We start from the raw sequence: 26747 nt of genomic DNA on the forward strand, positions 1-26747 counted from the left end.
GGGCGTCAGACCGCTGCCCTGAAGCGGCGCAGGATCTCCTCCCCCGCCGCGACCCCGCGTTCCGCGAGGACGTCGAGGTGGGGGGCGGTCCAGTCGCTGTCGGCCAGTTCGCCGTGGCCCGGGCGCCAGGCCCGGTCCGCGGCGAGCAGCAGGTCCGCGTCGAGGAGGGAGTCGCCGGCGGCCAGCGTGAGCGTGGCGCCGGTGCGGCGGGCGACCTCGCGGACGGCCGCGCTCTTGGTGAGCGGCTTCGGTACGGCGTACACCTTGCGGCCCTGGAGCGAGACCGTCCAGCCGCGCTCCCCCGCCCAGGCGCCGAAGCGCTCCATCCAGTCCTCGGGGAGCCGTTCCCGCTCGACGACGAGGTAGGCGAACAGGTCCTCGGCGACCCGGTGCTTGCGCACCCAGGACAGGTCCGTGGTGGCGGTGAGGTAGGCGCGGATCTCGGAGAGCGGCGCGCATTCCTCGGCGAGCCTGCGCACCACGGAGGCGTGCCAGTCGGCGTCGGTGACACCGTCGACGAGGATGTGTCCGCCGTTGGCGCAGATCGCGTACTTCGGCGCGGTGCCGGGGAGTTGGATGCGCTGGTACTGCTTGCGCGTCCGGGTGGTGGTGGGGACGAAGACGGCTTCGTCGGCCAGCCGCGCGAGCAGGTCGGCCGCGTCCTCGGTCATGTAGGAGAGCGGCTTGGACTCGTGGACCTCGACGCAGAGCAGCCGGGGCGCCTGGGCGTCGGGCATGCCGAGGGCGAGGGCCGCGGACGAGTAGATGAGGGTGCGGTCGAGGTCGCTCGCGACCAGTACGGGGGCCGGAGCCGTCGTCGTACCCACCGGGGTCGTACTCACTGGGACACCACCGCCTTGCCGTCGACGCCTGTCGCGCCCCTCGTGTACTGAGGGTGTATCAGACCGACGCAGCTGTACGGGAGTTCGTCGACCTCCTCGACCGGTACGCCGCGCTGCTCGGCGAGCAGCCGGACGTGCGCGAGGTCGGCGTCGGCGCCCCGCTTGGCGAGGATCTTCCAGGGGACACGGCGGAGCAGGACGCGGGTGGTCTCGCCGACGCCCGGCTTGACCAGGTTGACGTCGTGGATGCCGTACTCCTCGCTGATCCGCTCCACGGCGGCCCAGCCCTCCCAGGTCGGGGTGCGGTCGGCGGCCAGGAGCTCCTTGACATCGGCGTCGACGGCCGCTCCGACCTCGTCGAAACGGGCGGTGACCGCGTCGAGGAAGTCGTTGGAGACGTCGGCGCCGGCCAGCTCGCGGTAGAACTTGCCGCCGTGGAAGTCGTCGGGTCCGACGAGGTCGGCGCGGAGCACCGTCCGGGAAATCAGGCCGGAGACGGTGGAGTTGAGGCAGGCGGAGGGGATGAGGAAGTCCTCGCGGGTGCCGTACGTACGGACGCAGGAGCCGGGGTCGGCGAGGACCGCGATCTCCGGGTCGAAGCCCGTGACGCCCTCGGCCGTCTCGAACTCCTTGATCGCGTCGGCGAGTTCGCGGGTGATGGCGCCCTTGCCGGTCCAGCCGTCGACGAACACGACGTCGGCCGGGTCGTGGTGGGCGGCGAGCCAGCGCAGCGCGTTGCCGTCGATGCCGCGGCCGCGCACGATGGAGACGGCGTAGTGGGGCAGGTCCAGGCCGTGGCGGGCCTGCGCCCAGCGGCGCATGAGGACGCCGACGGGGGTGCCGGCCCGAGCGAGCGAGACGAGCACGGGGCGGCGGCCGGGCCGTTCGGTGAGGACGGTCTCGGTGACGGTGCCGACGGCGCGGGCGATCCGGGCGGCGGAGGTCTCCAGGGCCGCGTGGAACAGCTCCTGGTAGCGGTCGCTGGGCTGGTACTCGACGGGGAGCGACTCGGCGTAGTGCGCGCCGCCGCTCTGGATGGCTTCCTCGCGTTCCTCGGTGGGCGCCTCGAGCTCGACGTCCGAGAGGTCCTGGAGCAGCCAGCCGACCTCTTCGGGTGCGTACGAGGAGAAGGCGGGGCCGCGGAGGGGCTCGGGCAGCATGGAGCTCCTTTCGGGAGCTTCGGTGACCTGGGGCGTGGCGTCGTACGGGGAGTACGGCGCGGCCGTGGGCGTGTACGAGGGGACGACGGCGAGCACGACGCGCGGGATGTGCGCGGCGAGCTGGTCGAGCAGGCCGTCCGGGGCGTGCAGGGCCGGGGTGTCGGCGGTGGAGTCGACGACGAGGGCGACGGCGTCGAAGCCGGCGCCGGCCACGTTGTAGGCGTAGCGCTCGCCGGGGCCGTCGGCGGGGTCGTCGTGGGCGGGGAAGACGAGCCGGGTGCGTATCGCGTAGCCGGGGTCGTCGACCGCGAGGACGGGTGAGCGGGTGGTGGTGGAGTAGCGGACGTCGTGTCCGGCGTCCTCCAGGGCGGTGCCGAGGCGCAGCGGCGCGTACATCAGCTCCTCGAAGCCGAGGACGAGCACGCGGGGCCCTGCGGGCGGCGGGGCGGGGGCCTCCGGCGTCTCCGGGGCCTGTCCGGGGGTGCCGGAGCGGTCCGCGGCGGCCGGTTCGCGCAGGGCGTCGGCGATCCTGCCCGCCATCGCGGGCAGGGCCGCCTCAAGGCGCTCCCGGTGCTCGGTCGTGAAGCCGTGGCGCCCGCCGTCGGGCACTCCTCCGGGCCAGCCGAGCGCGACCCGAACGGGGGCCTGCCGGGGCGCCTGCGGGGAGGGTCCGGGGGCGGTCACGGGACCGGACGCGACGCACGGCACGGGGCCGGTCGCCGGGGCGAACGCGGGGCCGGTCGCCGGGTCGGGTGCCGAGCCGGGCGCCGTCCCTGACGCCGGGGCAGGCGTGGTCGCGCTCGCCGGCTCGTACGCACGCTCGTGTTCCGCCACCAGCGCCTGGCCCTTCTCCAGGACCCCCTCGGGGAGGCGTACGGTGCCGGCGGCGCCGGATATCAGGTCGACGCGGGCGCCTATCTCCGCCGCGAAGGCGTCCAGGCGGCCGAGGTCGGCGGCCGAGCGCATGTCGACGAGGGCGACGACCACGTACCGGTCGCGCGGGTAGCGCTCGTGCAGGGCCCGCACGGTGTTGAGGACGGTGTTGCCGGTGGAGAACTCGTCGTCGACGAGGACCAGTGGCCCGTCGCCCGCGAGCAGCTTGGGGTCCTCGGGCAGCAGCAGGTGCGAGGTGGCGTGCGAGTGGGACTCCTCGAAGCCGCCCGCGCGGGCGGCCCCGGCCACCGGCCGCCGGGTGGAGTGGAGGTACGGGGCGAGGCCGAGGCCGTCGGCGACGGCGTGGCCGAGGGCCGTGGCCGTCTCGGCGTACCCGAGGACGACCGAGCGCGCGGCCTCCTCGTCACCGAGGAGCGCGCGGACGCGCCGGCCGAGGTCGAGGCCGGAGCCGTACACCACGGAGGGCCGCTGGGGTACGTGCTTGCCGAGCACGCTGGAGACCAGCAGATGCGCGCGCTTGGGGTTGCGACGCAGTGCGAGGCCCAACAGGGCCGGTAGCGCCTCGTCGCCGATCAGTTCGACGCCCAGTCGCTCCGCGACCCACGTTCCGGTCCACACCACGTCGTCGACGTCCCTTCGTCAGCCGGCAAGTCCGGCGGTGAGCAGATCCACGAAGCCGACGTCCTCTTTCGCGACGCCGAAGAGCTCGGCGCGCAGGAGGGTGCGTTCGGCCCACGCGCGATGCGGCTTCACTTCGTTCATCTTGTTCGTGTAGGCGGAGCGGAGGACTCCGCCGCCGCCCTGTTCGGGCCGCAGGATGTCCTGGGCATCGCTCCACTCCTCGTGGCTGACCACGGAGAGCGCGTGCACCGGCACCACATGGGTGGGGTGGATGCAGGTCTTGCCGAGCAGCCCGTTGGCGCGGTCGAGTTCGATCTCGCGCAGCAGGCCGTCGAGGTCGTGTTCGATGAGGGCCGTGCGCAGGTCCTCGGCGCGGCCTTCGAGGAAGGGGCTGCGGCGCAGCTGGGGCTTGAACATGCGCTCGCCGGGCCGGAAGTACTCCCAGACGGGTCCGGTGACGGTGAAGCCGGTGCCGTCGGAGCGGCCGAGGACGTTGACGACGTCGGCGATGACGTTGGCGACGATCTTGACGTCGTAGGCGGTCATGTCGGGCGAGCGGCGGAGCCCGTAGGCGGAGCAGAAGTCGGTGACGCCGAGGCGCAGGGCGAGGACGCGGTCGCGGTACTTGTCGGTGATCGAGGCGATGCCGGCGAGGGTCTCGGCCCGGGTCTCCAGGTGGAGGAGCTCGGGGGACTCCAGAACGGGCATGGCGAAGAGCCGCCGGCCGCTCGTCCGCTCGGCCTGGGCGAGCGCTTCGAGGAAGGCGTGGCCGCGTGTCTCGGTGAACTTGGGGAGTACGAATCCGGACAGCAGGCGGACCGTTTCTCCGAGCCGGTCGACGAGGTCGGTGATCTGGCGCGGATCGCGGACCCGGATGAAGAGCAGGGGCACGTCCATGGCGGTGCCCGTGGCGGTGTCGGCGGCCGTCACGGTCCCGGCGGCGAGGTCGGCGAACTGGCGGACGAGGTTGTCCTCACCCGCCTCGACATCGGCGTCGCTGATGGAGTCCTCCAGGCAGAGCACCATGGAGACCACTCCACGGGCCGCCTGCTTGCGCACGTCGTCGGCGAGCCGAGGCCGGGTGGCCGGGCTGTAGAGCGTGGCCCCGAGGGCCACGGCGAGCGTGCGCGCGGGCGAATCTGCCGTGAATGCGGCCGGTTCCCGGTGAAAGAGACCGGTCCGTGTCGCGGACGGGATGTGCCCGAAATGACGCATATAAGTCCCCCGTCTACCTCTCGTGACCCTGACAACATGTGGCCGGTAATAGTACGTAGGTGCGGGTGTCCACAGTTCCCTTCATGTATGAAATCCAGGTAACTCGTCAGCATCCGTCCTCCCGTCCCGGTATCAAGGACGCCCCCGCGTTGTCCGCGGGTCTGCCGGGAGGGCAGGATTACGGTCATGACGCACGCGATGCTGAAGGGCTCCAACGTCCCTCTCGACACCGCGGCCGTACGGGCCGTGCTCCGCTGGACCCCGGGCTCCGGGGTCCCCGACGTGGATGCCTCGGCCCTGCTCCTGGGGCCCTCCGGCCGGGTGCGGTCCGACGAGGACTTCGTCTTCTACAACCAGCCGCGCCACCCTTCGGGCCTGGTGCGACGGCTGCCGAAGAAGCGTGACTCCAAGGGTCTCACGGACACCGTGGAGGCCGACCTGGGCAGCCTGGACCCCTCCGTCGACCGGGTGGTGATCGCGGCCTCCTCCGACGGCGGCACCTTCCGCTCCGTCTCCGACCTGCGGATCCTGCTGTACGACGCGACGGCCGGGCCCGATGCCGAGGCGCTGGCCCTGTTCTCCGTGACGGCCGAGACGGGTGAGGAGACGGCGGTCATCTGCGGCGAGCTGTACCGCCGCGGGGACGGCTGGAAGTTCCGCGCGGTGGGCCAGGGCTATCCGACCGGCCTGATCGGCCTCGCCACCGACTTCGGCATCTCGGTCGACGAGGACGCGCAGGACGCGGCACAGGAGGCCGCCCGAGCGGCCCAGAGCACCCAGGACGGCCCCCAGGAGGCCCAGGGCGGCTTCCGCGAGGTCCCGGGCGGTCACGGCTCCCCGGGCGAGGCCCAGGCGGCCACGGCGGCCACCACCGCTTCCCCGGGCTCCCCCGACCCCGATCTCGACCTGACCGTCGCGCACGCCCCCGTCCCCCCGCAGCCGACCATGCCGCCGCCCATGCCCGACCGGGCGCCCGCCTACGGCTACCCGCAACAGCAGGTGAGCGCCCCGGCCCCCGCGTACGGCTATCCGCAGCCCGTGACCGCCCCCGAGCACAACCCGGCACCGGAGTTCCGGATGCCGCCCATGGGCCCCCAGTTCGTCCGGTCCTGAGGGGTCCGAGGGCCCTGAGGGCCTGGGCAACGGCTACGCCTTGGTCTTGTAGCCGCGCCCCCACTGGAGACCCCAGCCGTACAGCCGGTCCAGTTCGGCCTGGAAGCCGTACACGAAGCGCACCTCGCGGCGGACCGTCAGCTCGCCCTTGGCGTTCTCCACGGAGAAGACCGCGCAGGAGCGGGCCTGCGGGGCGCGCTCGTCGAGCTCGATCTCGATCCGGGGGCCGTTGCTCGGGTAGAGCGTGATCTTGGCGTGCGTACGGTCGAAGGCCGGCGTCTGGTCGTAGATGTACACGAAGAACAGCAGGCGCTTGATGTCGTCCTTGTGGTCCAGGTTGACGAAGATCGTCTCCCCGGAGGAGCCGCCGAAGCGGTCGTCGCCGCTGAGCTTCACGTACGGGGCGCCGTTCAGGTCGCCGAAGAAGCCGCCGAGCGGCTGCACCACGCCCTTGCTGCCGTCGGCGAGCTCGTAGAGACAGCCCAGGTCCAGGTCGACGTTGACCATGCCCTGGGTGTGCGCCTGCACGACCTCGGGCTTGAAGAGCTGGGAGGGGTTGCGGAGCAGCCGGCCGCTCTGCCTGGAGCGTCCTTCGAGATCGGACGTCCGCATCCGCCAGGACAGGTTCACCCGGAGGTTGCCGGTGGCGGCGCCCTGCTTGGTGAGCGAGACGGACGGGCGCCGTTTCGTCAGGTCGATCGTGTTCGACGCGGCGCTGCCCGAGTCGAACTGCGTCGCCGCCCTCCCCGGAAACAGGTTGTCCCAGAAGGCCATGCCGCCTTCACCCCCCACTGATCGCCGACCCCACGGGTCGCCCACACCGCTGATCCCCGACACCACTGATCGTCCGTACCGCGCACATGCCTGCGGGGCGGCCGGGTGCACCGACCGCCCCGCAGTGAAGCGTTCCTCATTGCCGGGGGTGTCACACCCCGGACGACACCTCGGTCTTGTCCCCCGCGGAACCCGACCCGCCCTCGGCCGCCGCGATCCGCTTGTTGCGGCGGACGGAGGACCAGAAGGACCAGCCGATGAGGGCGACACCGATGCCGCCGGTGACGACCTCGGGGATCTCGTAGCGGATGGTGACCATGAGGAGCACGGCCAGGGCGCCGATCGCGTAGTGGGCGCCGTGCTCCAGGTAGACGTAGTCGTCGAGGGTGCCCTGACGGACCAGGTAGACCGTCAGCGAACGGACGTACATGGCACCGACGCCGAGGCCGAGCGCCATCAGGACGATGTCGTTGGTGATGGCGAAGGCGCCGATGACACCGTCGAAGGAGAAGGAGGCGTCGAGGACCTCCAGGTACAGGAACATGAAGAAGGCGGCCTTGCCGGCCAGCTGGACCACGGAGACCTTCTTGCCGCTGCGCTTGGCCGCTTCCTCGGCCTCGTGCTCGCGCTCTTCCTCCTCCTCCAGCTTGTTCTCGAAGTAGCTGGAGAGACCGCCGACGATGAGGTACGTGATGAGGCCGAAGACGCCCGAGAGCAGGACGGTCGCCGTCTTGTCGACGTGCATGCCGCCGTGCTGGTGCGCCTGGGTCCCGAAGGTCATGGCGCTGACCGCCAGGACGATCAGAGCGATGCAGACCGACAGCATGTCGACCTTGCCGAGCTTGGCCAGCGGGCGCTCCAGCCAGCCGAGCCACTTGATGTCACGGTCCTCGAAGATGAAGTCGAGGAAGATCATCAGCAGGAACATGCCGCCGAAGGACGCGATCGACGGGTGGGCGTCGGTCACGAGCTGCTCATAGCGCTCGGCGTCGTTGAAGGCGAGATCGACGGCCTCGATGGGGCCGATCTTGGCGCTGATCGCGACGATCACGACAGGGAAGACCAGCCGCATGCCGAAGACGGCGATGAGCACACCGACGGTGAGGAAGATCTTCTGCCAGAAGGCATTCATCTTCTTCAGGATTCCGGCGTTGACCACCGCGTTGTCGAAGGACAGCGAGATCTCGAGGACACAGAGGATCGCGACGATCCCGAAGGCCTCCCACCCCCCGTAGAGCACCGCTGCGACCAGACCGAGCGCAGTGATCGCGAACGACCAGCCGAAGGTTTTCAGAACCACTGTCTACCCCATCGTGAAATTACATGGCTTTACGAAACGTTGACCCCGAAGTCTAGAGCGATGCCCCGGAGCCCGGACGCGTACCCCTGACCGACCGCTCTGAACTTCCATTCGCCGTTGTAGCGGTAGAGCTCGCCGAAGATCATCGCGGTCTCGGTGGAGGCGTCCTCGGAGAGGTCGTACCGCGCGAGTTCCTGGCCGTCCGTCTGGTTCACCACGCGAATGAACGCGTTGCTGACCTGGCCGAAACTCTGGCTCCGGTTGTCGGCGTCATGGATCGACACCGGGAAGACGATCTTGTCGCAGTGGGCCGGCACCTTGGAGAGGTCCACGATCAGGGACTCGTCGTCCCCGTCACCCTCGCCGGTGAGGTTGTCGCCGGTGTGCTCGACGGAGCCCTCGGGGCTGCGCAGCTGGTTGTAGAACACGAAGTACTCGTCCCCGAGGACCCGTCCGGCCTGGCACAGCAGCGCGCTGGCGTCGAGGTCGAAGGGGGCTCCGGTGGTGGAGCGCGCGTCCCAGCCGAGCCCGACGAGGACCTGGGTGAGGTTGGGTGCGGCCTTGGAGAGGGAGACATTGCCTCCCTTGGCGAGCGTGACGCCCATGATTCGTTTCCTCCCCGGTGGTGATGAGGCACGTCCGGCGCCGCACGGGATGTGTGCGGCGCCGGACGGTTCGAACGGTTCGGCTCAGACTTGGACGCCGAAGTCCTGCGCGATACCGCGCAGGCCCGAGGCGTACCCCTGGCCGACGGCGCGGAACTTCCACTCGTCGCCGTTGCGGTACAGCTCGCCGAAGACCATGGCGGTCTCGGTCGAGGCGTCCTCGGAGAGGTCGTACCGGGCGATCTCGGCGCCGCCGGCCTGGTTCACGACGCGGATGAACGCGTTGCGCACCTGGCCGAAGGACTGCTGGCGGTTCTCGGCGTCGTAGATCGACACCGGGAAGACGATCTTGGTGACGTCGGCCGGCACCGTGGCCAGGCTGACCTTGACCTGCTCGTCGTCACCCTCGCCCTCGCCGGTGAGGTTGTCACCGGTGTGCTCGACGGAGCCGTCGGCGCTCTTCAGGTTGTTGAAGAAGACGAAGTCCTGGTCGTTGCGGACCTTGCCCTCCGCGCTCACCAGAATGGCGCTGGCGTCGAGGTCGAAGTCCGTACCGGTGGTGGTGCGGACGTCCCAGCCCAGACCGACGGTCACGGCGGTGAGGCCAGGGGCCTCCTTGGTCAGCGAGACGTTGCCGCCCTTGCTGAGGCTGACTCCCACGAGTCCCTCCATGTGGTTTCCAGGGGCAGCGCCCCCAGTCGTGCGTTGGCATCGGATCAACGAGTGGATCCTAGTGACGGGTTCCCGCTCGAAACAGTCGATTCGCCCGGTGAATCCAGGTGTCGGCCCCCGGAAGGCACTCGTGGCGCGCCCGGGAGGCGCCGGAGAGCTCCGGGCGGGGCTCCGGACGAAGGCTCTCGGCGGGGCTCAGACGGCGTCGAGGGCCTTGATGTACTCGCCGAGGTCCCGGGCGTCCGGCAGGGCGTTGACGACGGTCCAGCGGACCACGCCCTCCTTGTCGATGATGAAGGTGCCGCGCACCGCGCAGCCCTTCTCCTCGTCGAACACACCGTAGGCACGGGAGGCCTCGCCGTGCTTCCAGAAGTCGGAGAGCAGCGGGTACTCCAGGGACTCCTGCTCGGCGAAGACGCGCAGAGTGTGGATGGAGTCGTTGGAGACGGCGAGGAGCTGGGTGTCGTCGTTGACGAACGTCGGGAGGTTGTCGCGCAGCTCGCCGAGCTCGCCCGCGCAGACGCCGGTGAAGGCGAAGGGGTAGAAGAGCAGCACCACGTTCTTCTCGCCGCGGAAGTCGGACAGCTTCACGGTGCGCCCGTGGTTGTCCTTGAGCTCGAAGTCCGGGGCCTCGGTGCCGACCTCGATCGCCATCGCGTACGCATCCCTTCGACGGTGCCCTGACCTTGGGCCGAATCGGTGAGACCCACCCTACGGCCTGTGCGCGAAAGCCCCCGCAGGCCCCCGCGAGGCGGGGAGTCTCCGCGCACGAAAGCCCCCACCGGCGAACCGGCGGGGGCTTCTCGCAGCGTTGGTGATCAGCGCTTGGGGGCGGTCAGGCGGGTGCCCGTCCAGTCCTTGGCGACGCTGATGCTCTTGGTCTGGGAGAGACCAGCTGTCTGCGCGGCATCGTTGATGTCGCTCGGCTCGATGTAGCCGTCGCGGCCGGTCTTCGGCGTCAGCAGCCAGATGGTGCCGCCGTCCTCCAGAAGACCGATGGCGTCCACCAGGGCGTCGGTGAGATCGCCGTCCTCGTCGCGGAACCACAGCACCACGGCGTCTGCGACGTCGTCGTACTCCTCGTCCACGAGTTCGGCCCCGATGATGGACTCGATACCTTCACGGAGATCGTGGTCGACGTCGTCGTCGTAGCCGATCTCCTGGACCACCTGTCCGGGCTCGAACCCCAGCCTGACGGCCGGGTTGGTCCGCTCCTCCGCGTGGTCCGCGGTCGCGCTCACGGCTTGCCTCCTGCTCATTCGGTAAATGCTTGGGCCGCACGTGGGCGCGCGGCGCTGGCCGTAGTCCACACGTGCCGGGGTGGATCGCGCAAGTACCCGGCCGTGGAGACCGCCGAAACGGTGACGTTTGGGGCCGTCTCGCCGCAACTTCCGGCACCGTAGGGACCCCGCTCCGTGATCAGGCACACATGATTCATCCCGGTTTACGGACTTCTGAGGTTTCAGTCTGCCGAACGCCCGGACGAAACGCATGCGCGGGTTGAGCGTAAGGTTGCGATTTGACCCACCCAGACACGTGGAGGACACCGCTGGGGGTTACCCCTCGGTAAATGTGACGTCTGGCGCACACGGGGTACACGATGGACATCCCGACCACTTCGTGGCCCCGTGGGCACCACCGAACAGCGAAGGAAGAGCGTGGCTCCCGGATCCGATCGCAACCCGATCATCATTGGCGGCCTTCCCAGCCAGGTCCCGGATTTCGACCCGGAAGAGACCCAGGAATGGCTCGACTCCCTCGACGCCGCCGTCGACGAGCGGGGCCGTGAGCGGGCCCGCTACCTCATGCTCCGACTGATCGAGCGGGCCCGCGAGAAGCGCGTGGCCGTGCCCGAGATGCGCAGCTCGGACTACGTCAACACCATCGCCACCAGGGACGAGCCCTTCTTCCCCGGCAACGAGGAGATCGAGCGCAAGGTCCTCAACGCCACCCGGTGGAACGCGGCCGTGATGGTCTCGCGCGCCCAGCGCCCGGGCATCGGCGTCGGCGGCCACATCGCGACCTTCGCCTCCTCGGCCTCGCTGTACGACGTCGGCTTCAACCACTTCTTCCGCGGCAAGGACGAGGGCGACGGCGGCGACCAGATCTTCTTCCAGGGGCACGCCTCGCCCGGCATCTACGCCCGCGCGTACCTCCTGGACCGGCTGAACGACACGCAGCTCGACGGCTTCCGCCAGGAGAAGTCGAAGTTCCCGAACGGGCTTTCGTCGTACCCTCACCCGCGGCTGATGCCGGACTTCTGGGAGTTCCCGACCGTGTCGATGGGCCTCGGCCCGCTCGGCGCGATCTATCAGGCCCGGATGAACCGCTACATGGAGGCGCGCGGGATCGCCGACACCTCCAAGTCGCACGTCTGGGCGTTCCTCGGCGACGGCGAGATGGACGAGGTCGAGTCGCTCGGCCAGCTCTCCATCGCCGCCCGCGAGGGCCTGGACAACCTGACCTTCGTCGTCAACTGCAACCTCCAGCGGCTCGACGGCCCGGTGCGCGGCAACGGAAAGATCATCCAGGAGCTGGAGTCGATCTTCCGGGGCAACGGCTGGAACGTCATCAAGCTGATCTGGGACCGCTCCTGGGACCCGCTGCTCGCGCAGGACCGCGACGGCATCCTGGTCAACAAGCTGAACACCACCCCGGACGGCCAGTTCCAGACGTACGCCACGGAGACCGGCGGCTACATCCGCGACCACTTCTTCGGCGACGACCACCGGCTGCGGGCGATGGTCGAGGGCATGTCCGACCAGCAGGTGCTGCACCTGGGCCGCGGCGGTCACGACCACAAGAAGATCTACGCGGCCTACGCGGCGGCGAAGGCCCACGCCGGCCAGCCGACGGTGATCCTCGCCCAGACCGTCAAGGGCTGGACGCTGGGCCCGAACTTCGAGGGCCGCAACGCGACCCACCAGATGAAGAAGCTGACGGTCGACGACCTCAAGCGCTTCCGCGACCGGCTGCACATCCCGGTGACCGACCGGCAGTTGGAGGACGGCCTGCCGCCGTACTACCACCCGGGCCGGAACTCCGAGGAGATCCAGTACATGCACGACCGCCGCAAGGCGCTGGGCGGGTACGTCCCGACCCGGGTCGTGCGGTCGAAGCCGCTGGTCCTCCCCGACGACAAGACCTACGCGGCTGCCAAGAAGGGCTCCGGGCAGCAGTCGATCGCCACCACGATGGCCTTCGTCCGCATCCTGAAGGACCTCATGCGGGACAAGGAGATCGGCAAGCGCTTCGTGCTGATCGCCCCCGACGAGTACCGCACCTTCGGCATGGACGCGTTCTTCCCGAGCGCCAAGATCTACAACCCGCTGGGCCAGCAGTACGAGGCGGTGGACCGCGAACTCCTCCTTGCCTACAAGGAGTCGCCGACCGGCCAGATGCTGCACGACGGCATCTCGGAGGCCGGCTGCACGGCCTCGCTGATCGCCGCCGGTTCGGCGTACGCCACGCACGGCGAGCCGCTGATCCCGGTGTACGTCTTCTACTCGATGTTCGGTTTCCAGCGGACCGGCGACCAGTTCTGGCAGATGGCCGACCAGCTGGCCCGCGGCTTCGTGCTCGGCGCCACCGCCGGCCGTACGACGCTGACCGGCGAGGGCCTCCAGCACGCGGACGGCCATTCGCACCTGCTCGCCTCGACCAATCCGGCCTGTATCGCCTACGACCCGGCGTACGGCTTCGAGATCGCGCACATCGTCAAGGACGGTCTGCGCCGCATGTACGGCTCCGAGGCCGAGGACGTCTTCTACTACCTGACCGTCTACAACGAGCCGATCCAGCACCCGGCCGAGCCCGAGAACGTGGACGTGGAGGGCATCCTCCAGGGCATCCACCGCTTCAAGCCGGCCGAGGCGGGCACGATCCCGGCGCAGATCATGGCCTCGGGTGTCGCCGTGCCGTGGGCGATCGAGGCGCAGCGGATCCTCGCCGAGGAGTGGAACGTACGAGCCGACGTCTGGTCCGCGACCTCCTGGACCGAGCTGCGGCGCGAGGCCGTGGCCGTCGAGGAGCACAACCTGCTCCACCCGGACGAGGAGCAGCGCGTCCCGTACGTGACGCGCAAGCTCCAGGGCTCCGAGGGCCCGTTCGTGGCGGTCTCGGACTGGATGCGCGCGGTGCCGGACCAGATCTCCCGCTGGGTGCCGGGCACGTACGGCTCGCTGGGCGCGGACGGCTTCGGCTTCGCGGACACGCGGGGCGCGGCCCGTCGCTACTTCCACATCGACGCCCCGTCGATCGTGCTCGCGGTGCTGACCGAACTCGCCCGCGAGGGCAAGGTCGAGCGCTCGGCCCTGAAGCAGGCCGTGGACCGCTACCAGCTGCTCGACGTGGCGGCCGCCGACCCGGGCGCCGCGGGCGGCGACGCCTGATCCGGCGGGCGCCCGGGAAGCCCTCCGGGAGCGCTCCGGCAGTACCTCCGTAGCGCCCGGATAGCACAGCGCACCTGGTGAGGGGCGGTGGGACCATGGTCTCGCCGCCCTTCGGCGTTCTCTACGATTCCCGGCATGAGGGATCGCTGGGAAGAGCGCACACAGGTGCCGCTGCTCGTGCTGGCCGTGGCGTTCGGCGTCGCGTACGCCGTGCCGATCGTGGCTCCCGGCGCCGCACCCTGGGTGCACCGGCTGTGCACCCATGTCGAGTGGGCGGTCTGGGCCGCCTTCGCCCTCGACTATCTGGTCCGGCTGGCGATCGCCCCGGCCCGCTGGGCCTTCGTCCGCTCCCACCCCCTCGATCTGCTCGCGGTCCTGCTGCCGATGGTGCAGCCGCTGCGGCTGCTGCGGGTCGTCGCCACGCTTCTCCTCGTGGGCCGGCGGGCCCGGATGGCCCCGCAGATAACGCTCACCATGTATGTGGCGGGCGCGGTCGTCGGGCTGATGATGTTCGGCTCGCTGGCCGTGCTGCATGTCGAGCGGGACGCCCCGAACGGCAACATCAAGACGCTGGGGGACGCGGTCTGGTGGTCGTTCACCACGATGACGACGGTCGGCTACGGCGACCACGCCCCCACCACGGGTCTCGGCCGGGTCCTCGCGGTGGGCCTGATGCTCTCGGGCATCGCCCTGCTCGGTGTCGTCACCGCCAACATCGCGGCCTGGTTCATCTCCCGCTTCGACCGCGACGACGCGGTGGAGCGCCGTCATACCGAGCTGCTGGAAGCCCTGACCCAGGAGGTCCGCGAACTGCGCGCGGAGGTCGCCCGTCTGTCGGTCCCGGCAGGGTCGGTCCCGGTGGGCTCGGTCCCGGCAGGGTCGGTTCCGGCGGGCTCGGTCCCGGCAGGGTCCGTCCCGGCAGGGTCCGTCCCGGTGGGGGCGCCCGCGCCGGACGGGGCCCAGGACGTCCCCGCGCCTACCGCTCCCAGATCTTGAACGCTCTGACCTCGTAGGGCGTCTGCGGCACCCAGGTCCCGCGCCCCGGGTAGGTCTCGAACTCCCCCGCCTCCGCGCACTCGGCGGACTGGTAGGTGGTCACCGGCCGCCCCGTGCGGTTGGCCAGGGACTGGGCCGAGGTGCCCGGCGGCAGGGCGACGCAGCTGTCGACGTCCGTCGTGGCCAGCTCGTGGGTCTGCGCCCTGCCCTTGAAGTCGGGCTTGGACCAGAGGCAGAGCCGTCCGGGCCCGCAGGCCCCGAGAGCGGTCCCGGACGTCACGGCTGCCGCCGGGGCCGCGAGGAGCGCGGTCAGGGCGGCCGCGACGACGAGTGCGGTCTTCGTATACATGCTGACGAACCCCCGTTTGGTGACTCTCTGTAATCAAAAGCATGGCGGAGGTCACCCGACGACGGAAGAGGGGCCGCCCCCGTTCACGCGAACGGGTGACGGCCCCCTAAGGGAACCCCGATGGACGTCCGATGTGACGTCCGATGTGACGTCCGGCGGACGTCAGATGTGCCCGCCGCCCATGCCCGCCTCCGCATTCTCGCCGCGCTTGGTGAGCGTGGCGACCAGGGCCGCGACGACGGCGACGACACCGGCGACGGTGAAGGCCAGGCCCATGCCGTCGAGGAAGGTGTCGTGGATGACGCCGGTGATCTGCTGGAGGAGATCGGGGGTCATCCCCGGCGCCTGGGCCAGCTCCGGCGGGGCCATGCCGAACTCGGCGGCCTGCTCCAGCTGCGGGTTGACCGGGGCCTGGATGCCGGCGTCCTTCCAGTTGCCCTCGAAGGCGCCGGCGACCTTGGAGGACATCACGGCGCCGAGCACCGCGGTACCCAGCGCGCCGCCGACCTGCATCGCGGCCTGCTGGAGACCGCCGGCCACGCCGGAGAGCTCCAGGGGCGCGTTTCCGACGATGACCTCGGTGGCACCGACCATGACCGGGGCGAGCCCGAGGCCGAGCAGGGCGAACCAGAGGGACATGACGAAGGTGCCGGTACCGGCGGAGAGGGTGATCATGCCGAACATCGCGACGGCCGTGCAGACCATGCCGCCGACCAGTGGCACCCGCGGGCCGAACTTGGTGATCAGCGCACCCGCGAGCGGCGAGGAGACGATCATCATCGCGGTCAGCGGCAGCAGGTGCAGTCCGCTGTCCACCGGGCTGAGCCCCTTCACACCCTGGAGGTAGAACGTCACGAAGAACAGGCCGCCCATGAAGGCGAAGGCCATCAGGACCATGAGCACCACACCGGCCGAGAGCGGCACGGAGCGGAACATGGCCAGCGGGATGAGCGGCTCCTTGACCTTGGTCTCCCAGAAGGCGAAGACCGCGAAGAGCAGCACCGCGCCGAGCAGGCCGCCCCAGGTCTTGCCGCTGGACCAGCCCCAGGACTCGCCGGCCTTGATGAGGCTCCAGACGAGGGAGGCCATGGCGCCGGAGAGCAGCAGGATGCCGAGGATGTCGAAGGAGCGCGGCGCGTTCTCCGCGCGGTGGTCCTTGAGGATGACCAGGCCGAGGGCGAGCGCGACGACGCCCACCGGCACGTTGATGAAGAAGACGGACTGCCAGCTGACGTGCTCGACGAGCAGGCCGCCGACGATCGGACCGCCCGCGGTGGACGCGCCGATGACCATGCCCCAGATGCCGATCGCCATGTTCAGCTTCTCGGCGGGGAAGGTGGCGCGCAGCAGGCCGAGCGCGGCCGGCATGAGCAGGGCGCCGAAGAGGCCCTGCAGGACACGGAAGGCGATCACGGCCCCGATGGAGTCGGAGAGGCCGATGGCGCCGGAGGCGAGGGCGAAGCCCGCGATGCCGATGAGGAAGGTCTGCCGGTGGCCGAAGCGGTCACCGAGCTTGCCGGCGGTGATCAGGGCGACGGCGAGCGCGAGCAGATAGCCGTTGGTGATCCACTGGACCTGGGCGAGCGAGGCGCCGAGGTCGGTCTTGATGGCCGGGTTGGCGATGGCGACGATCGTGCCGTCGAGCGCGACCATCATCACGCCGACCGCGACGCCGAACAGCGTCAACCACGGATGGCCACGCAGTCCCTTCGCCGGGACCGGTACGGGTTCCCGGGCGTCCCCCTGACCCTGCGGGGCCTTTTCCACGGTGGTCTGACTAGTCATGCGAATGAGGCTAATGACAGTCACTGACAATTGACAAAGCGATTCACACGTCGGTAACTGTCACGTAGCTCACAGGTAGGCTGAGCTGGACGAAATGCCTGAAAAGAGGACCCGACGTGACCCTGCCCGGCCTGCGCGAGCGGAAGAAGCAACGCACGCGCGACGCGCTGATCCGGGTGGCCCTGGAGCTCTTCACCGCCCAGGGGTACGAGCGGACGACCGTCGACGAGATCGTGGACGCCGTCGAGGTCTCCCAGCGGACCTTCTTCCGGTACTTCTCCTCCAAGGAGGAGGTCGCCTTCGCCGTCCAGCAGATGGTGGAGGAGCGTTTCGTCGAGGCCCTCGGGCTGCGGCCGCCCGGCGAGGGCCCCTTCGACGCGATGCGCAACGCGGTGCTCTGCGCCTGGGACACCATCGGCGACGCCATCACCGAGGTCGTTCCGGTCGAGCTGTATCTGCGCGGCCTCCAGATGATCGAGTCGACGCCCGCGCTGCTCGCCGTCCATCTCCGCCGCTCCACCGAGATGGAGGAGACGATCGCCCGGATCATCGCCGAACGCGAGGGCCTCGACGTCGACGAGGACCCGCGCCCCCGGATCGCGGTGGCGGCGTTCAGTGGTGTGATGCGCGTCACGGGCCAGATGTGGGGCCGGGGTACGGACCAGAGCCTGGAGGCCATCCGCGCCCTCACCGAGGCGTACCTCGACCATCTCGGCCCGGCCCTCACCCCGCGCTGGCGGGACCGGACGTAGGGCCGCGCGGCCGGACCGTTCACCCGCGACCCGTAGGGTGGCGGCCCGTGACCTCCGTCGAAGCCGCCTCCCCCACGCTCGTCGTCCTGCGCACCCTGCTCGCGCTCGCCGTCGTGTTCGTGCTGCTCGCGACCACCGGCTGGACGACGATCAAGCACCGTCCCGTGCCCGGCCCGTCCCGTGAGGCCGCGCTCGCCGCCTGGGCGCGCGACCGGATCGACCACCGCCCGCTGCCGGAGCCGACCACCCCCGCCCGCGGCATCGCCGCGTTCTTCGCAGGACTCGGCCACGCGCGCGCGACCCGGCTCGCCGAGCGGCATCCGCTCGTCGTCGGCAATCTCGACGGCGCCCCGATCGCCCTGCGCTACCGCGCCAACCGGATCACCCTCGGCCGCTCGCTCGCCGTCGAGCGGGTCAGGGTCCACGACATCCGGCTCTCCGACGACGGACGGCACGAGGCGCAGCGCCGGCTCGACCGCTTCGTCTCGCTGATGCGGCCCGGCCGGCAGGTCCTCGCCTTCGACCCCACCGGTACGGGGCGGACGGCCGAGGTCCTCGGAGACCTGGAGCGGGCCCGGCACGTCTCGGTGATCGTGCCCGGCGTCGACACCAACCTCCTCACCTTCCAGAAGACCCACGGCCGATACGGGGCCCCCGTCGGCATGGCGCAGGCCCTCTACGGCGCCGAGCGGCGGGTCTCCCCCGGCGCCAGGGTCGCCGTGATCGCCTGGGCCGACTACACCGCGCCCACCGGGGTCGGCGTCGACGCGATGACCGGCCGGCTCGCCGAGGGGGGTGCCGAACGGCTCGTACGGCTGACCGAGGCGCTGCCCGGCGACGCGCGCGTGGCGCTGTTCTGCCACAGCTACGGCTCCGTGCTCTGCGGGGTCGCAGCGCCCCGGCTGCCCGCCCGGGTGACGGACCTGACGGTGGCCGGAAGCCCCGGGATGCGGGTGGAGCGGGCGGCGGAACTCGACACCCCCGCGCGCGTGTGGGCGATGCGGGACGCCGACGACTGGATCGCGGACGTGCCGCACCTGGAGGTGGGCGGAGTAGGGCACGGGGCCGACCCGGTGTCCCCGGAGTTCGGCGCCCGGCTGCTCTCGGCACACGGCGCAATCGGCCACAGCGGCTATTTCGCGCCGGGCACCGAGAGCCTCGGCAACTTCGCCGCGATAGGGGTCGGCTCCTACGGGAACCTGGTCTGCGCACGTGCCGACAGCGCTTGCCACGAGGGAATATCCGGTACGGAAGGGCGCCGACGCGCGTAGATCACGTAATTTCGGGACCTTTCACAGGGGCGACGCACGGGCGAGCGCCGCTTACGATGAGGCGTATGGGTGATGTGCTGGCCGGAATTCATGCCACCTGGGAGTTCGAGAGTGACGCCCTCGTCATCCGCTTCGACCGGGGGAACCGTGCGCCAAGGCTCTTCAACGTGCTGCGCGAACGACGGGTACCGCACGAGGCGCTGGCGTCCGTGACGCTCTCGCCCGGGAAGCGGGGCACCGTCGTGCTGCACGCCGTGCCGAGACCGGGCGCCGATCCACTGATGGAGGCGGCGGCGGGGCAGCTCGCGGAGAACTGCGATCCGTACCGCCTGGTACTCCCGGCGGACCGCGAGACGCTCGCCGAGTACTACCGGGACGAGCTGCGTGCGGGCGTCGCACGGCGGAGCCCGTACACCGAGGAGCCATCGGGCGACCCCGGCCTCTCGGGCGCCGCCGACGTGACGCCCGCCGACCGTTTTCTCGTGGCGCCGCCGCAGGGTCCGCAGTCCTTCAAGGCGTACGACGGGAAGGCGAGCTTCGACGGGCAGTCGGAGGTCACTTTCCGCTGGTCCTGGACGGGGGCGTCCTCCGAGAAGTGGAAGGCGGGTGACCAGTTCTTCCACGTACGGGATCTCTGCGGGGTCGAGTGGCGCTCGCCGGACGTCCTCGACGGGCATCTGCGACTGGTGCCGCGGGGTGGCGAGCCCCGCGCGTCCCAGCCCGACCGGGACCCCGCCTCCGTCGTCTTCGGCCTCGGTTACGGGCCGGTGCACCTGTCCCTCCCCTTCGCGGCGTCGGTCCTCGCGGCGATCAGGACCTCGGACCGCGTACCGGCCCGCACGGCCGCCGCTCCCGGGGCCGTCGCTGAAAGGATTCGGCACCTGGGTGAACTGCACCAGGCGGGACTGGTGACGGACGAGGAGTTCTCGGCGAAGAAGGCGGAACTCCTCGCGGAGCTCTGAGCACCCGACCCCTGCACGCACCCGAACGCACCCGACCCGTGCACGCACCCGACCCCTGCACGCGCCCGACCCCTGCACCCACACGGCGCGCCCCGGCGTCATACCCCGGTATCAGGTCAGAGCCCGGTCCCCGGTATGACGTCGGGGACCCGGCCCGCTGCCTACCCTGAGCTGGTCATGGCTACCGAACCGCGGCACGAGCTGCCGCCCACCCTCCGACAGCTCAGCACCCGGACACGCGAGATGTTCCAGGGGCTCGGGACCGCGCTCACCACCCCCGCCCCGGGGGCACCCCTCTTCGCCGACGCCTCCTCGCGGTGGGTGCGGCTGCTGCCGTACGCGGTCGCTCTCGCCTTCGTCGCCTCGCTCCTCCCCAGCACGGTCCTTCTCCTCGCCGGGGACTACGGCGTCAACGGCGGCCTGGCCGGGGCCATCGGCACCGCCCAGACCGCGCCCCTGCTGCTCGCCGTCGCCCGTCCCCTGCAGGCCTGGTGGGTCGTCTTCGCCGCCGATGTGCTCGGCGCGGTCGTGCTGCTCGCCGCGGACGGCCCGCGCGCCGAGCTCTGGCCCTGGACCCCGCCGATCGTCGTCGGCTACTGCGCGCTGATGATCGCGCTCGGTCTGCGCGAGTCCCGCCGGGCGCTGTTCGGCGTCTGGCTGGCCACCGGCGTCGCCGGGTACGTCCTGGAGGTCTTCAAGCCGGCCGGGTACACCAGCCTCCACACGCTGCTGCTCGTCCTGAGCGGGGTGCTGCTCCTGCTCACCTCGGCGGTACGCGCGCGTGGCGACGCCCAGCGGCGGCTTGTCGAGGTGGAGACCATCAGCGAGGCCGAGCGGGCCCGCCGCACGCTCCTGGAGGAGCGGGCCAGGATCGCGCGCGAGCTGCACGACGTGGTGGCCCACCACATGTCCGTGATCACCGTGCAGGCCGACTCGGCCCCGTACCGCATCCCTGACCTCCCGGACGCGGCCCGCGAGGAGTTCACCTCGATCGCGGCGAGCGCGCGCGAGTCGCTGGCCGAGATGCGGCGGCTGCTCTCCGTGCTGCGCAGCGACGGCAGCGAGGGCGAGCGGGCCCCGCAGCCGGGCCTCGACCGGGTCCAGCAGCTGGTCGAGGCGACCGTACGGGCCGGGGTGCCGGCCGAGCTGCGGCTCGCCGCCGACCTCGGCGTCGTACCGCAGGCGGTGGACCTGTCCGCGTACCGGATCGTGCAGGAGGCGCTCGCGAACATCGTCCGGCACGCGCCGGGGGCGTCGACCCGGGTGTCGATCCGGGCGGACGAGGGATGGCTGACGGTCCTCGTCGTCAACGGGCCCTCGACGGAGGCGGATTCCGCGGTGGAACGCGGCGCGTCCGGCACCGGGCACGGGCTCGTCGGCATGCGGGAACGCGTACGGTTGACGGGCGGCTCGCTCGACACCGGGCCGCTGCCGGACGGCGGCTTCCGGGTCGCCGCGCGGCTGCCGCTGACCGCGGACCCGATCCCCTCCGTGGCGACGGCCGACTCCGCGGGGACGACTCCCGCCGGAGCGACGGCCCCGCCCGTGGCCACCCCGCCCCCGACCGCCAAGGACTCCGAGTGACCATCCGCGTGATCATCGTCGACGACCAGGCCATGGTGCGGGCCGGTTTCGCCGCCCTGCTCGCCGCGCAGCCCGACATCGACGTCGTGGGTGAGGCCCCGGACGGACGGCAGGGCATCGACGTGGCACGCTCCACGCACCCGGACGTGGTCCTCATGGACGTACGGATGCCGGAGCTGGACGGGCTCGCCGCCGCCCGGGAGATCCTCCACCCGCCGACCGGGGTCACCCACCGGCCGAAGGTCCTGATGCTGACCACCTTCGACGTGGACGACTACGTGTACGAGGCGCTGCGCGCCGGCGCGTCCGGCTTCCTCCTGAAGGACGCGCCGCCGGCGGACCTGATCGCGGCGGTACGGGTGGTGGCGGCGGGCGAGGCACTGCTCGCCCCGTCCGTGACGCGACGGCTCATCGCCGACTTCGCCGCCTCCCGGCCCGCACCGCGCAAGGACACCACGGCGCTGCGGCTGAACGGTCTCACCCCGCGCGAGACCGAGGTCCTCGAACTCATCGCCCGCGGGCTGTCCAACCAGGAGATCGCGGACCATCTCGTCCTCGCCGAGCAGACGGTGAAGACCCACATCGGCCGGGTCCTCGCCAAGCTGGACCTGCGCGACCGGGCGCAGGCGGTGGTCTTCGCGTACGAGTCGGGCCTCGTGACCCCGGGCACGTCCTGACGTCCGGGTAGCTGTCCCCCGGGGGAAAACCCCACCCCCCGACTGGTGTTGGCTGCTCCTCCACCCCCTACTGCGGTATCGGACCGGAGTTGGCTCCCCGGTGTGACGTGCCGTCACCCGTCGTCTTCCTACCTTCCTCTCGCCAGCGAACGAGCGAGTACCGGAGAGGGAGGGCGACCCCATGCGCCGTATTTCGAGGACCCTGATCACCGCGGCCCTGGTGACCGCCGTGATCGGCGGGACGGCCGGCTGGGCGTCCGGGAACAGCCAGGAGGCCGTGACCGGGTCGCCGGTCGGGACGGCGGAGTGGCGGGCCGCGGGGCTGCCGGACCCGGAGCGGATGGACCCGGCCGAGGTGGCACGGTTCTTCGCCGGCCTGAGCCCCGTACAGCGGCAGGAGCTGGCCCGGACCCATCCGACGGTCGTCGGGAACCTGGACGGGGCACCCCTGGAGCTGCGGTACGAGGCCAACGCCCGTGCCACGCACGGGGCGTTCGGCGGGGCGCGGGTTCTCGCCCACGACACGCGCGGCCGAGGTCAGGTGACCCTGGTGTACGGGGATCTGGCGCGGGCCGAGCACGTCGCGGTGATCGTGCCCGGTTCCGACATCGACGCGGCCCACCTGCGGCCGCTCACGGACATGGCGACCTCCCTGCGGCAGGCGACCGGCGGCGCCACCGCGGTCGTCGCCTGGGCCGGGTACACCACCCCGGTCGGCGTCGGTCTGGACGCGGCCACCGGCCGGCTCGCCGAGGCCGGGGCGGACCGTCTCACCCGCTTCGTGGACGGTCTGGCGGCCGTCGGGGCGGCCGAGCCGTCCCTGTTCTGCCACAGCTACGGCTCCGTGGTCTGCGGCCTCGCCGCCCGCGATCTGAAGGCCAAGGACCTGGTGGTCTTCGGCTCCCCCGGGATGCGCGCCGAGAACGTGAACGAGCTGGGCACCTCCGCCCGCGTCTGGGCGGCGAAGGATCCCACCGACTGGATCGACCGGATCCCGAACGTCGAGCTCGGGGACCTCGGGCACGGCGCCGACCCCACCGACCCGGCATTCGGCGCCCGCCGGATCGTCGCCGACGACGCCGCCGGCCACGGCGGCTACCTCGTGCCCGGCACCGCCTCCCTCCGCACCTTCGCCGCCATCGCCGAAGGAGACGTCCGATGAGCGCCCTCGCGACCATGGCCCGCCGCACGGCCCACACGATCGAGTCGGGAACCCCGGCCCACCGCGACCGGGCCATCGACGGGCTGCGCGCCCTTGCCCTGCTCGCCGTGCCCACCGGGCACTGGCTGCTCGGCGGCTTCACGCTCTCCTCCGACGGGGCGATCCACAACGCCAGCCCACTGGGTACGTTCGCGGGCCTCGCGCCGGTCAGCTGGGTCCTCCAGATGCTGGGGATCTTCTTCCTGGTCGGCGGCTACGCCTCCGTCCTCTCGTACCGGCGCAGGAAGGGCTCCACGCGCGCGTGGCTCAGTGGCCGGCTCGCCCGGCTCGGCCGCCCGGTCCTCGGGGTCACCGCCGTCTGGGCGGCGCTCCTCCCCGTGCTGCACTTCGGGCTCGGGGTGCCCGTGGACACGCTGCGGACGGCGTCCACGCTGGTGATCCAGCCGCTGTGGTTCGTCGGGGTGTACACCGTGGTCACCGCGCTGACCCCGCTGTGCGTACGGGCGGCGCGCCGCCTCGGGGTGTGGGCCGCGGCTCCGCTGCTCGGCTCGGTCGCCGTCGTCGACTTCCTGCGGTACGGGCCGTACGCCGACGCCGTACCGTCCTGGCTCAGCCTCGTCAACATCCTGCCGGGCTGGCTCTTCGCCTATCAGCTCGGCGTCTCCTGGGGCGAGGGCCGGGTCACCAAGCGGCACGCCTGGGGGCTGCTGCTCGGCGGGGCCGCGCTCTTCGCCGCCCTTCTGCTCGCCTTCGGCTACCCGGCCTCGATGGTCGGCGTCCCCGGCGAGGCCCGCACCAACTCCCACCCGCCGTCGCTGCTCGTCCTCGCCCTCGCCGCCGCTCAGAGCGGTGCGGCGATCCTGCTCAGGGACCGGCTCGGCAAGCTCCTCAAGCGGCCCGCGCTCTGGGCGCCGGTCGTGGTCGTCAACCTCTCGGCGATGACGATCCTGTGCTGGCACCAGACGGCGATGCTCACCGCCGCCATCCCGGGCTCGTACCTCGGGGAGATCCCGGGGCTGGTCGGTGCACCGGACTCGGTCGGCTGGATCCTCGCCCGGCTGGCGTGGATGCCGGTCTTCGCTGGACTGCTCGTCCTGATCGGGCGGTACGCACGCGGGTTCGAGTCGCCGTGGGCGAAGACCGGCCCGGGCCGCCGCACCCTCGCGGGCCTGCTCGCGGCGGGATTCGCGGTCTTCGCCCTGGGTATCGCGTGAGGCGCGCCTGCGCGCCAGGGCCTGTCCGGCGGATCAGGCGCGGCCCCGATCCTGATCCGCCGGACAGGCCCCCGAGGCCCTCAGACCTCCCGCGACACCGCTGTGAAGCGCATGTCCGGGTAGCGGTCGCCCGCCACCAGGCCCGCGATCGGCTCGAGTTCGGCGAGTTCGGCCTCGGTGAGGCCGATGCGGGTGGCGGCCGCGTTCTCCTCCAGGCGGGAGCGCTTGCGGGTGCCGGGGATCGGGACGACCGTCAGGCCGTGCACGGAGGCCCGCTGCTGCACCCAGGCGAGGGCGATCTGCGCCGGGGTCGCGCCGTGCGCGGCGGCGATCTTCCGGACCGGGTCGAGCAGGGCGGCGTTCCGCTCCGCGTTCTCGCCGGTGAACCGGGGCTGGTGCCGGCGGAAGTCGCCGCCCGTCAGGTCCTTGGCGGCGTCCGCGAACGCGCCGGTCAGGAAGCCGCGGCCGAGCGGCGAGTACGGCACGAAGGTGACGCCGAGTTCGGCGGCGGCGCCGACGGCGCTGCGCTCCACGTCCCGGGAGAAGAGCGACCACTCCGACTGGAGGGCGGCGATCGGGTGGACGGCGTGGGCCTCGCGGAGTTCGGGCCCGGTGACCTCGCTGAGGCCCAGGTGGCGGACCTTGCCCTCCTGGACGAGTTCGGCCATCGCGCCGACGGACTCGGCGAACGGGATCTCCGGGTCGCGGCGGTGCATGTAGTAGAGGTCGATGGTCTCGATGCCGAGCCGGCGCAGGCTGTCCTCGGCGGCCTTCTTGATGTAGGCCGGGTCGTTGCGGACGGCCCGGTACGTGGGGTCGTCGGCGCGCCGCTCTATGGCGAACTTGGTGGCGAGGGTGACCTCGTCGCGGTGGGCGGCGAGGAACGGCGCGAGGAACCGCTCGTTGGCGCCGCTGCCGTAGACGTCGGCGGTGTCGATCAGGGTGATGCCGGCCTCCAGGGCCGCGTCGAGGGTGTCGCGGGCGGCGGCCTCGTCGGTGTCTCCGTAGAACTCGCTGATGCCCATGGCGCCGAAGCCCTGGACGCCGATCTCGGGTCCGTCCTGGCCGCCGAGTCGTACGGTGTCGATCCTGGTCATGAAGACGCTCCTCCGCTTGCGGTCCCGTAATGGCTGATCTTGATGTCGAGCACGGCGAGCGTGTCCTGGAGTTCGGTGATCCGGGAGAGGACGTCGCGCCTGGTGGTCTCCAGGAGCTCCCGTCGTTCGTCGCGGGTGTGGTCTCCCTCGCGGACGAGTTCGGCGTACCGGACCATGTCGGCGACCGGCATCCCGGTCAGCCGGAGCTTGCCGACGAACGCCAGCCAGCCGAGGTCCTGCTCGGTGAAACGGCGCTGGCCCGTGTGCGAACGGTCGACGTGCGACATGAGGCCGATCCGCTCGTACCAGCGCAGGGTGTGCGCCGAAAGGCCGGTCAGGGCCGCGACCTCGCTGATGGTGTAGTGCGTCCGGGGGATCCGGGTACCGCTCGTGCCGGTGCTCGTACTCGTGCTCGCCATCACGCTCATGCCCCCACGCTAAAACGTTGGAGTGCACTCCAAGCAAGTAGGCTCGGCTTCATGCAGAGCAGCGTGCCGAGCCTGGCGTCGATCGAGAACTGGCCCGTCCCCACCGCGGCGGCCGCCGTGGTCCGCGCGGACGGCACCCTGGCCGGGTCCCACGGCCCCACCGGGCAGCGCTTCCCGCTCGCCTCGGTCACCAAGCCGCTCGCGGCGTACGCCGTCCTCGTCGCGTACGAGGAGGGGGCGATCGACCTCGACGAGCCGGCCGGGCCCGAGGGCGCGACCGTCCGCCATCTCCTCGCCCACACCTCGGGCCTCGCCTTCGACGAGAACCGGGTCATGGCCGCGCCGGGCACCCGCAGGATCTACTCCAACACCGGTTTCGAGGCGCTCGGCGACCATCTCGCCAAGGCGACCGACATCCCCTTCGCCGAGTACCTGCACCAGGCGGTCCTGGAGCCGCTGGGCATGACGTCGACGGCGCTGGAGGGCTCGCCCGCCAAGGACGCCGTGTCGACCGTGGACGACCTGGTGCGGTTCGCGGCCGAGGTGCAGGCGCCGCGGCTGCTCGACCCGCGCACCGTCCTGGACGCGATGAGCGTCGTGTACCCCGGTCTCACCGGCATCCTGCCCGGATACGGGCACCAGCGGCCGAACGACTGGGGCCTCGGCTTCGAGATCCGCGACGGCAAGTCCCCGCACTGGACCGGCGCCACGTCCTCGCCGCGCACCTTCGGGCACTTCGGGCAGTCCGGCACGTTCCTGTGGATCGACCCGGACGCGCGCGCCGCGTGCGTGGCGCTGACCGACCGGCCCTTCGGGGCGTGGGCGGTCGAGGCCTGGCCGCCGTTCACCGACGCGGTCCTCGCCGACCTGCGCAGCGCCTGAA

At 71.2% G+C, this 26747-nt stretch carries 24 protein-coding genes; 11 read left to right on the forward strand and 13 right to left on the reverse strand.

Annotated elements, in window-relative coordinates; translation table 11 throughout:
- Positions 1 to 5: 5 nt before the first annotated feature.
- From OG462_RS15145 to OG462_RS15155, 3 genes are read right to left on the reverse strand one after another with little or no spacing between them, the layout of a single operon-like run.
- A complete protein-coding gene (locus OG462_RS15145) occupies positions 6 to 842 on the reverse strand; it encodes an HAD family hydrolase (RefSeq protein ID WP_406057960.1) in 837 nt (278 codons plus the stop codon).
- Entirely contained in the window at positions 839 to 3517 is a 2679-nt protein-coding gene (locus OG462_RS15150; protein WP_406057961.1) for a phosphoribosyltransferase domain-containing protein, read from the reverse strand. The genes OG462_RS15145 and OG462_RS15150 overlap by 4 nt, the downstream gene beginning before the upstream one ends.
- A gap of 18 nt (positions 3518 to 3535) precedes the next feature.
- Positions 3536 to 4732, reverse strand: coding sequence for an HpcH/HpaI aldolase/citrate lyase family protein (locus tag OG462_RS15155; RefSeq protein ID WP_406057962.1), 1197 nt, complete (start codon positions 4730 to 4732; stop codon positions 3536 to 3538).
- A gap of 186 nt (positions 4733 to 4918) precedes the next feature.
- Between OG462_RS15155 and OG462_RS15160 the strand changes: the two genes are divergently transcribed.
- Positions 4919 to 5845 carry a TerD family protein gene (locus tag OG462_RS15160; protein WP_406057963.1) on the forward strand — a complete coding sequence of 309 codons (927 nt, stop codon included), beginning with the start codon at positions 4919 to 4921 and terminating at the stop codon, positions 5843 to 5845.
- A 33-nt stretch (positions 5846 to 5878) separates the two neighbouring features.
- Here OG462_RS15160 and OG462_RS15165 read toward each other — a convergent pair whose 3' ends face one another.
- The 6 genes from OG462_RS15165 to OG462_RS15190 all read right to left on the reverse strand — a co-directional run bounded on the left by OG462_RS15165 (position 5879) and on the right by OG462_RS15190 (position 10437).
- Entirely contained in the window at positions 5879 to 6619 is a 741-nt protein-coding gene (locus tag OG462_RS15165) for a Tellurium resistance (RefSeq protein WP_406057964.1), read from the reverse strand.
- 151 nt (positions 6620 to 6770) lie between these two features.
- Positions 6771 to 7919 carry a DUF475 domain-containing protein gene (locus OG462_RS15170; protein ID WP_406057965.1) on the reverse strand — a complete coding sequence of 383 codons (1149 nt, stop codon included), beginning with the start codon at positions 7917 to 7919 and terminating at the stop codon, positions 6771 to 6773.
- A gap of 29 nt (positions 7920 to 7948) precedes the next feature.
- A complete protein-coding gene (locus OG462_RS15175; RefSeq protein ID WP_406057966.1) occupies positions 7949 to 8524 on the reverse strand; it encodes a TerD family protein in 576 nt (191 codons plus the stop codon).
- An 84-nt stretch (positions 8525 to 8608) separates the two neighbouring features.
- On the reverse strand, positions 8609 to 9184 hold the full coding sequence (locus tag OG462_RS15180; protein WP_229314349.1) for a TerD family protein: 576 nt from the start codon (positions 9182 to 9184) through the stop codon (positions 8609 to 8611).
- Between the two features lie 207 nt (positions 9185 to 9391).
- Entirely contained in the window at positions 9392 to 9850 is a 459-nt protein-coding gene (locus OG462_RS15185; protein ID WP_406057967.1) for a peroxiredoxin, read from the reverse strand.
- A gap of 164 nt (positions 9851 to 10014) precedes the next feature.
- A complete protein-coding gene (locus OG462_RS15190) occupies positions 10015 to 10437 on the reverse strand; it encodes a DUF3052 domain-containing protein (RefSeq protein ID WP_266891447.1) in 423 nt (140 codons plus the stop codon).
- Between the two features lie 417 nt (positions 10438 to 10854).
- Here OG462_RS15190 and aceE point away from each other — a divergent pair, with 417 nt between their 5' ends.
- Both aceE and OG462_RS15200 read left to right on the forward strand, forming a co-directional pair.
- The gene (gene aceE, locus OG462_RS15195) at positions 10855 to 13587 is read left to right on the forward strand and encodes a pyruvate dehydrogenase (acetyl-transferring), homodimeric type (protein WP_406057968.1); all 2733 of its coding nucleotides are present in this window, start codon (positions 10855 to 10857) and stop codon (positions 13585 to 13587) included.
- 135 nt (positions 13588 to 13722) lie between these two features.
- On the forward strand, positions 13723 to 14583 hold the full coding sequence (locus OG462_RS15200) for a potassium channel family protein (protein ID WP_406057969.1): 861 nt from the start codon (positions 13723 to 13725) through the stop codon (positions 14581 to 14583).
- Here OG462_RS15200 and OG462_RS15205 read toward each other — a convergent pair.
- Positions 14564 to 14932, reverse strand: a complete 369-nt coding sequence (locus tag OG462_RS15205; RefSeq protein WP_406057970.1) for a peptidase inhibitor family I36 protein — start codon at positions 14930 to 14932, stop codon at positions 14564 to 14566. The two genes, OG462_RS15200 and OG462_RS15205, sit on opposite strands and share 20 nt — an antisense overlap.
- A gap of 162 nt (positions 14933 to 15094) precedes the next feature.
- The gene (locus tag OG462_RS15210; protein WP_406066553.1) at positions 15095 to 16588 is read right to left on the reverse strand and encodes an MFS transporter; all 1494 of its coding nucleotides are present in this window, start codon (positions 16586 to 16588) and stop codon (positions 15095 to 15097) included.
- A 245-nt stretch (positions 16589 to 16833) separates the two neighbouring features.
- Here OG462_RS15210 and OG462_RS15215 point away from each other — a divergent pair, with 245 nt between their 5' ends.
- The 7 genes from OG462_RS15215 (at position 16834) to OG462_RS15245 (ending at position 24339) form a co-directional block, all read left to right on the forward strand.
- Entirely contained in the window at positions 16834 to 17469 is a 636-nt protein-coding gene (locus OG462_RS15215; RefSeq protein ID WP_406057971.1) for a TetR/AcrR family transcriptional regulator, read from the forward strand.
- Between the two features lie 47 nt (positions 17470 to 17516).
- Complete coding sequence (locus OG462_RS15220) at positions 17517 to 18740, forward strand: alpha/beta hydrolase (protein ID WP_406057972.1); 1224 nt, start codon at positions 17517 to 17519, stop codon at positions 18738 to 18740.
- A 65-nt stretch (positions 18741 to 18805) separates the two neighbouring features.
- A complete protein-coding gene (locus tag OG462_RS15225) occupies positions 18806 to 19702 on the forward strand; it encodes a DUF4429 domain-containing protein (protein WP_406057973.1) in 897 nt (298 codons plus the stop codon).
- Between the two features lie 177 nt (positions 19703 to 19879).
- A complete protein-coding gene (locus OG462_RS15230) occupies positions 19880 to 21286 on the forward strand; it encodes a sensor histidine kinase (RefSeq protein ID WP_406057974.1) in 1407 nt (468 codons plus the stop codon).
- Positions 21283 to 21963, forward strand: coding sequence for a response regulator transcription factor (locus tag OG462_RS15235; protein ID WP_318211013.1), 681 nt, complete (start codon positions 21283 to 21285; stop codon positions 21961 to 21963). The genes OG462_RS15230 and OG462_RS15235 overlap by 4 nt, the downstream gene beginning before the upstream one ends.
- A gap of 181 nt (positions 21964 to 22144) precedes the next feature.
- Positions 22145 to 23125 (forward strand): alpha/beta hydrolase, encoded by a 981-nt coding sequence (locus OG462_RS15240; RefSeq protein WP_406057975.1) that lies wholly within the window; start codon positions 22145 to 22147, stop codon positions 23123 to 23125.
- Positions 23122 to 24339 (forward strand): acyltransferase, encoded by a 1218-nt coding sequence (locus OG462_RS15245; protein ID WP_406057976.1) that lies wholly within the window; start codon positions 23122 to 23124, stop codon positions 24337 to 24339. The genes OG462_RS15240 and OG462_RS15245 overlap by 4 nt, the downstream gene beginning before the upstream one ends.
- Before the next feature lie 80 nt (positions 24340 to 24419).
- Here OG462_RS15245 and OG462_RS15250 read toward each other — a convergent pair whose 3' ends face one another.
- Together OG462_RS15250 and OG462_RS15255 are read right to left on the reverse strand one after the other, a co-directional pair.
- Positions 24420 to 25436, reverse strand: a complete 1017-nt coding sequence (locus OG462_RS15250) for an aldo/keto reductase (protein WP_406057977.1) — start codon at positions 25434 to 25436, stop codon at positions 24420 to 24422.
- Positions 25433 to 25864, reverse strand: a complete 432-nt coding sequence (locus OG462_RS15255) for a MerR family transcriptional regulator (protein WP_406057978.1) — start codon at positions 25862 to 25864, stop codon at positions 25433 to 25435. Before OG462_RS15255 ends, OG462_RS15250 begins: the two co-directional genes overlap by 4 nt.
- A 51-nt stretch (positions 25865 to 25915) precedes the next feature.
- Here OG462_RS15255 and OG462_RS15260 point away from each other — a divergent pair, with 51 nt between their 5' ends.
- On the forward strand, positions 25916 to 26746 hold the full coding sequence (locus OG462_RS15260) for a serine hydrolase domain-containing protein (RefSeq protein ID WP_406057979.1): 831 nt from the start codon (positions 25916 to 25918) through the stop codon (positions 26744 to 26746).
- Position 26747 lies beyond the last annotated feature (1 nt).

It is taken from the genome of Streptomyces sp. NBC_01077 (assembly GCF_045162855.1).
In the GTDB taxonomy this organism is placed as follows: Bacteria; Actinomycetota; Actinomycetes; order Streptomycetales; family Streptomycetaceae; genus Streptomyces.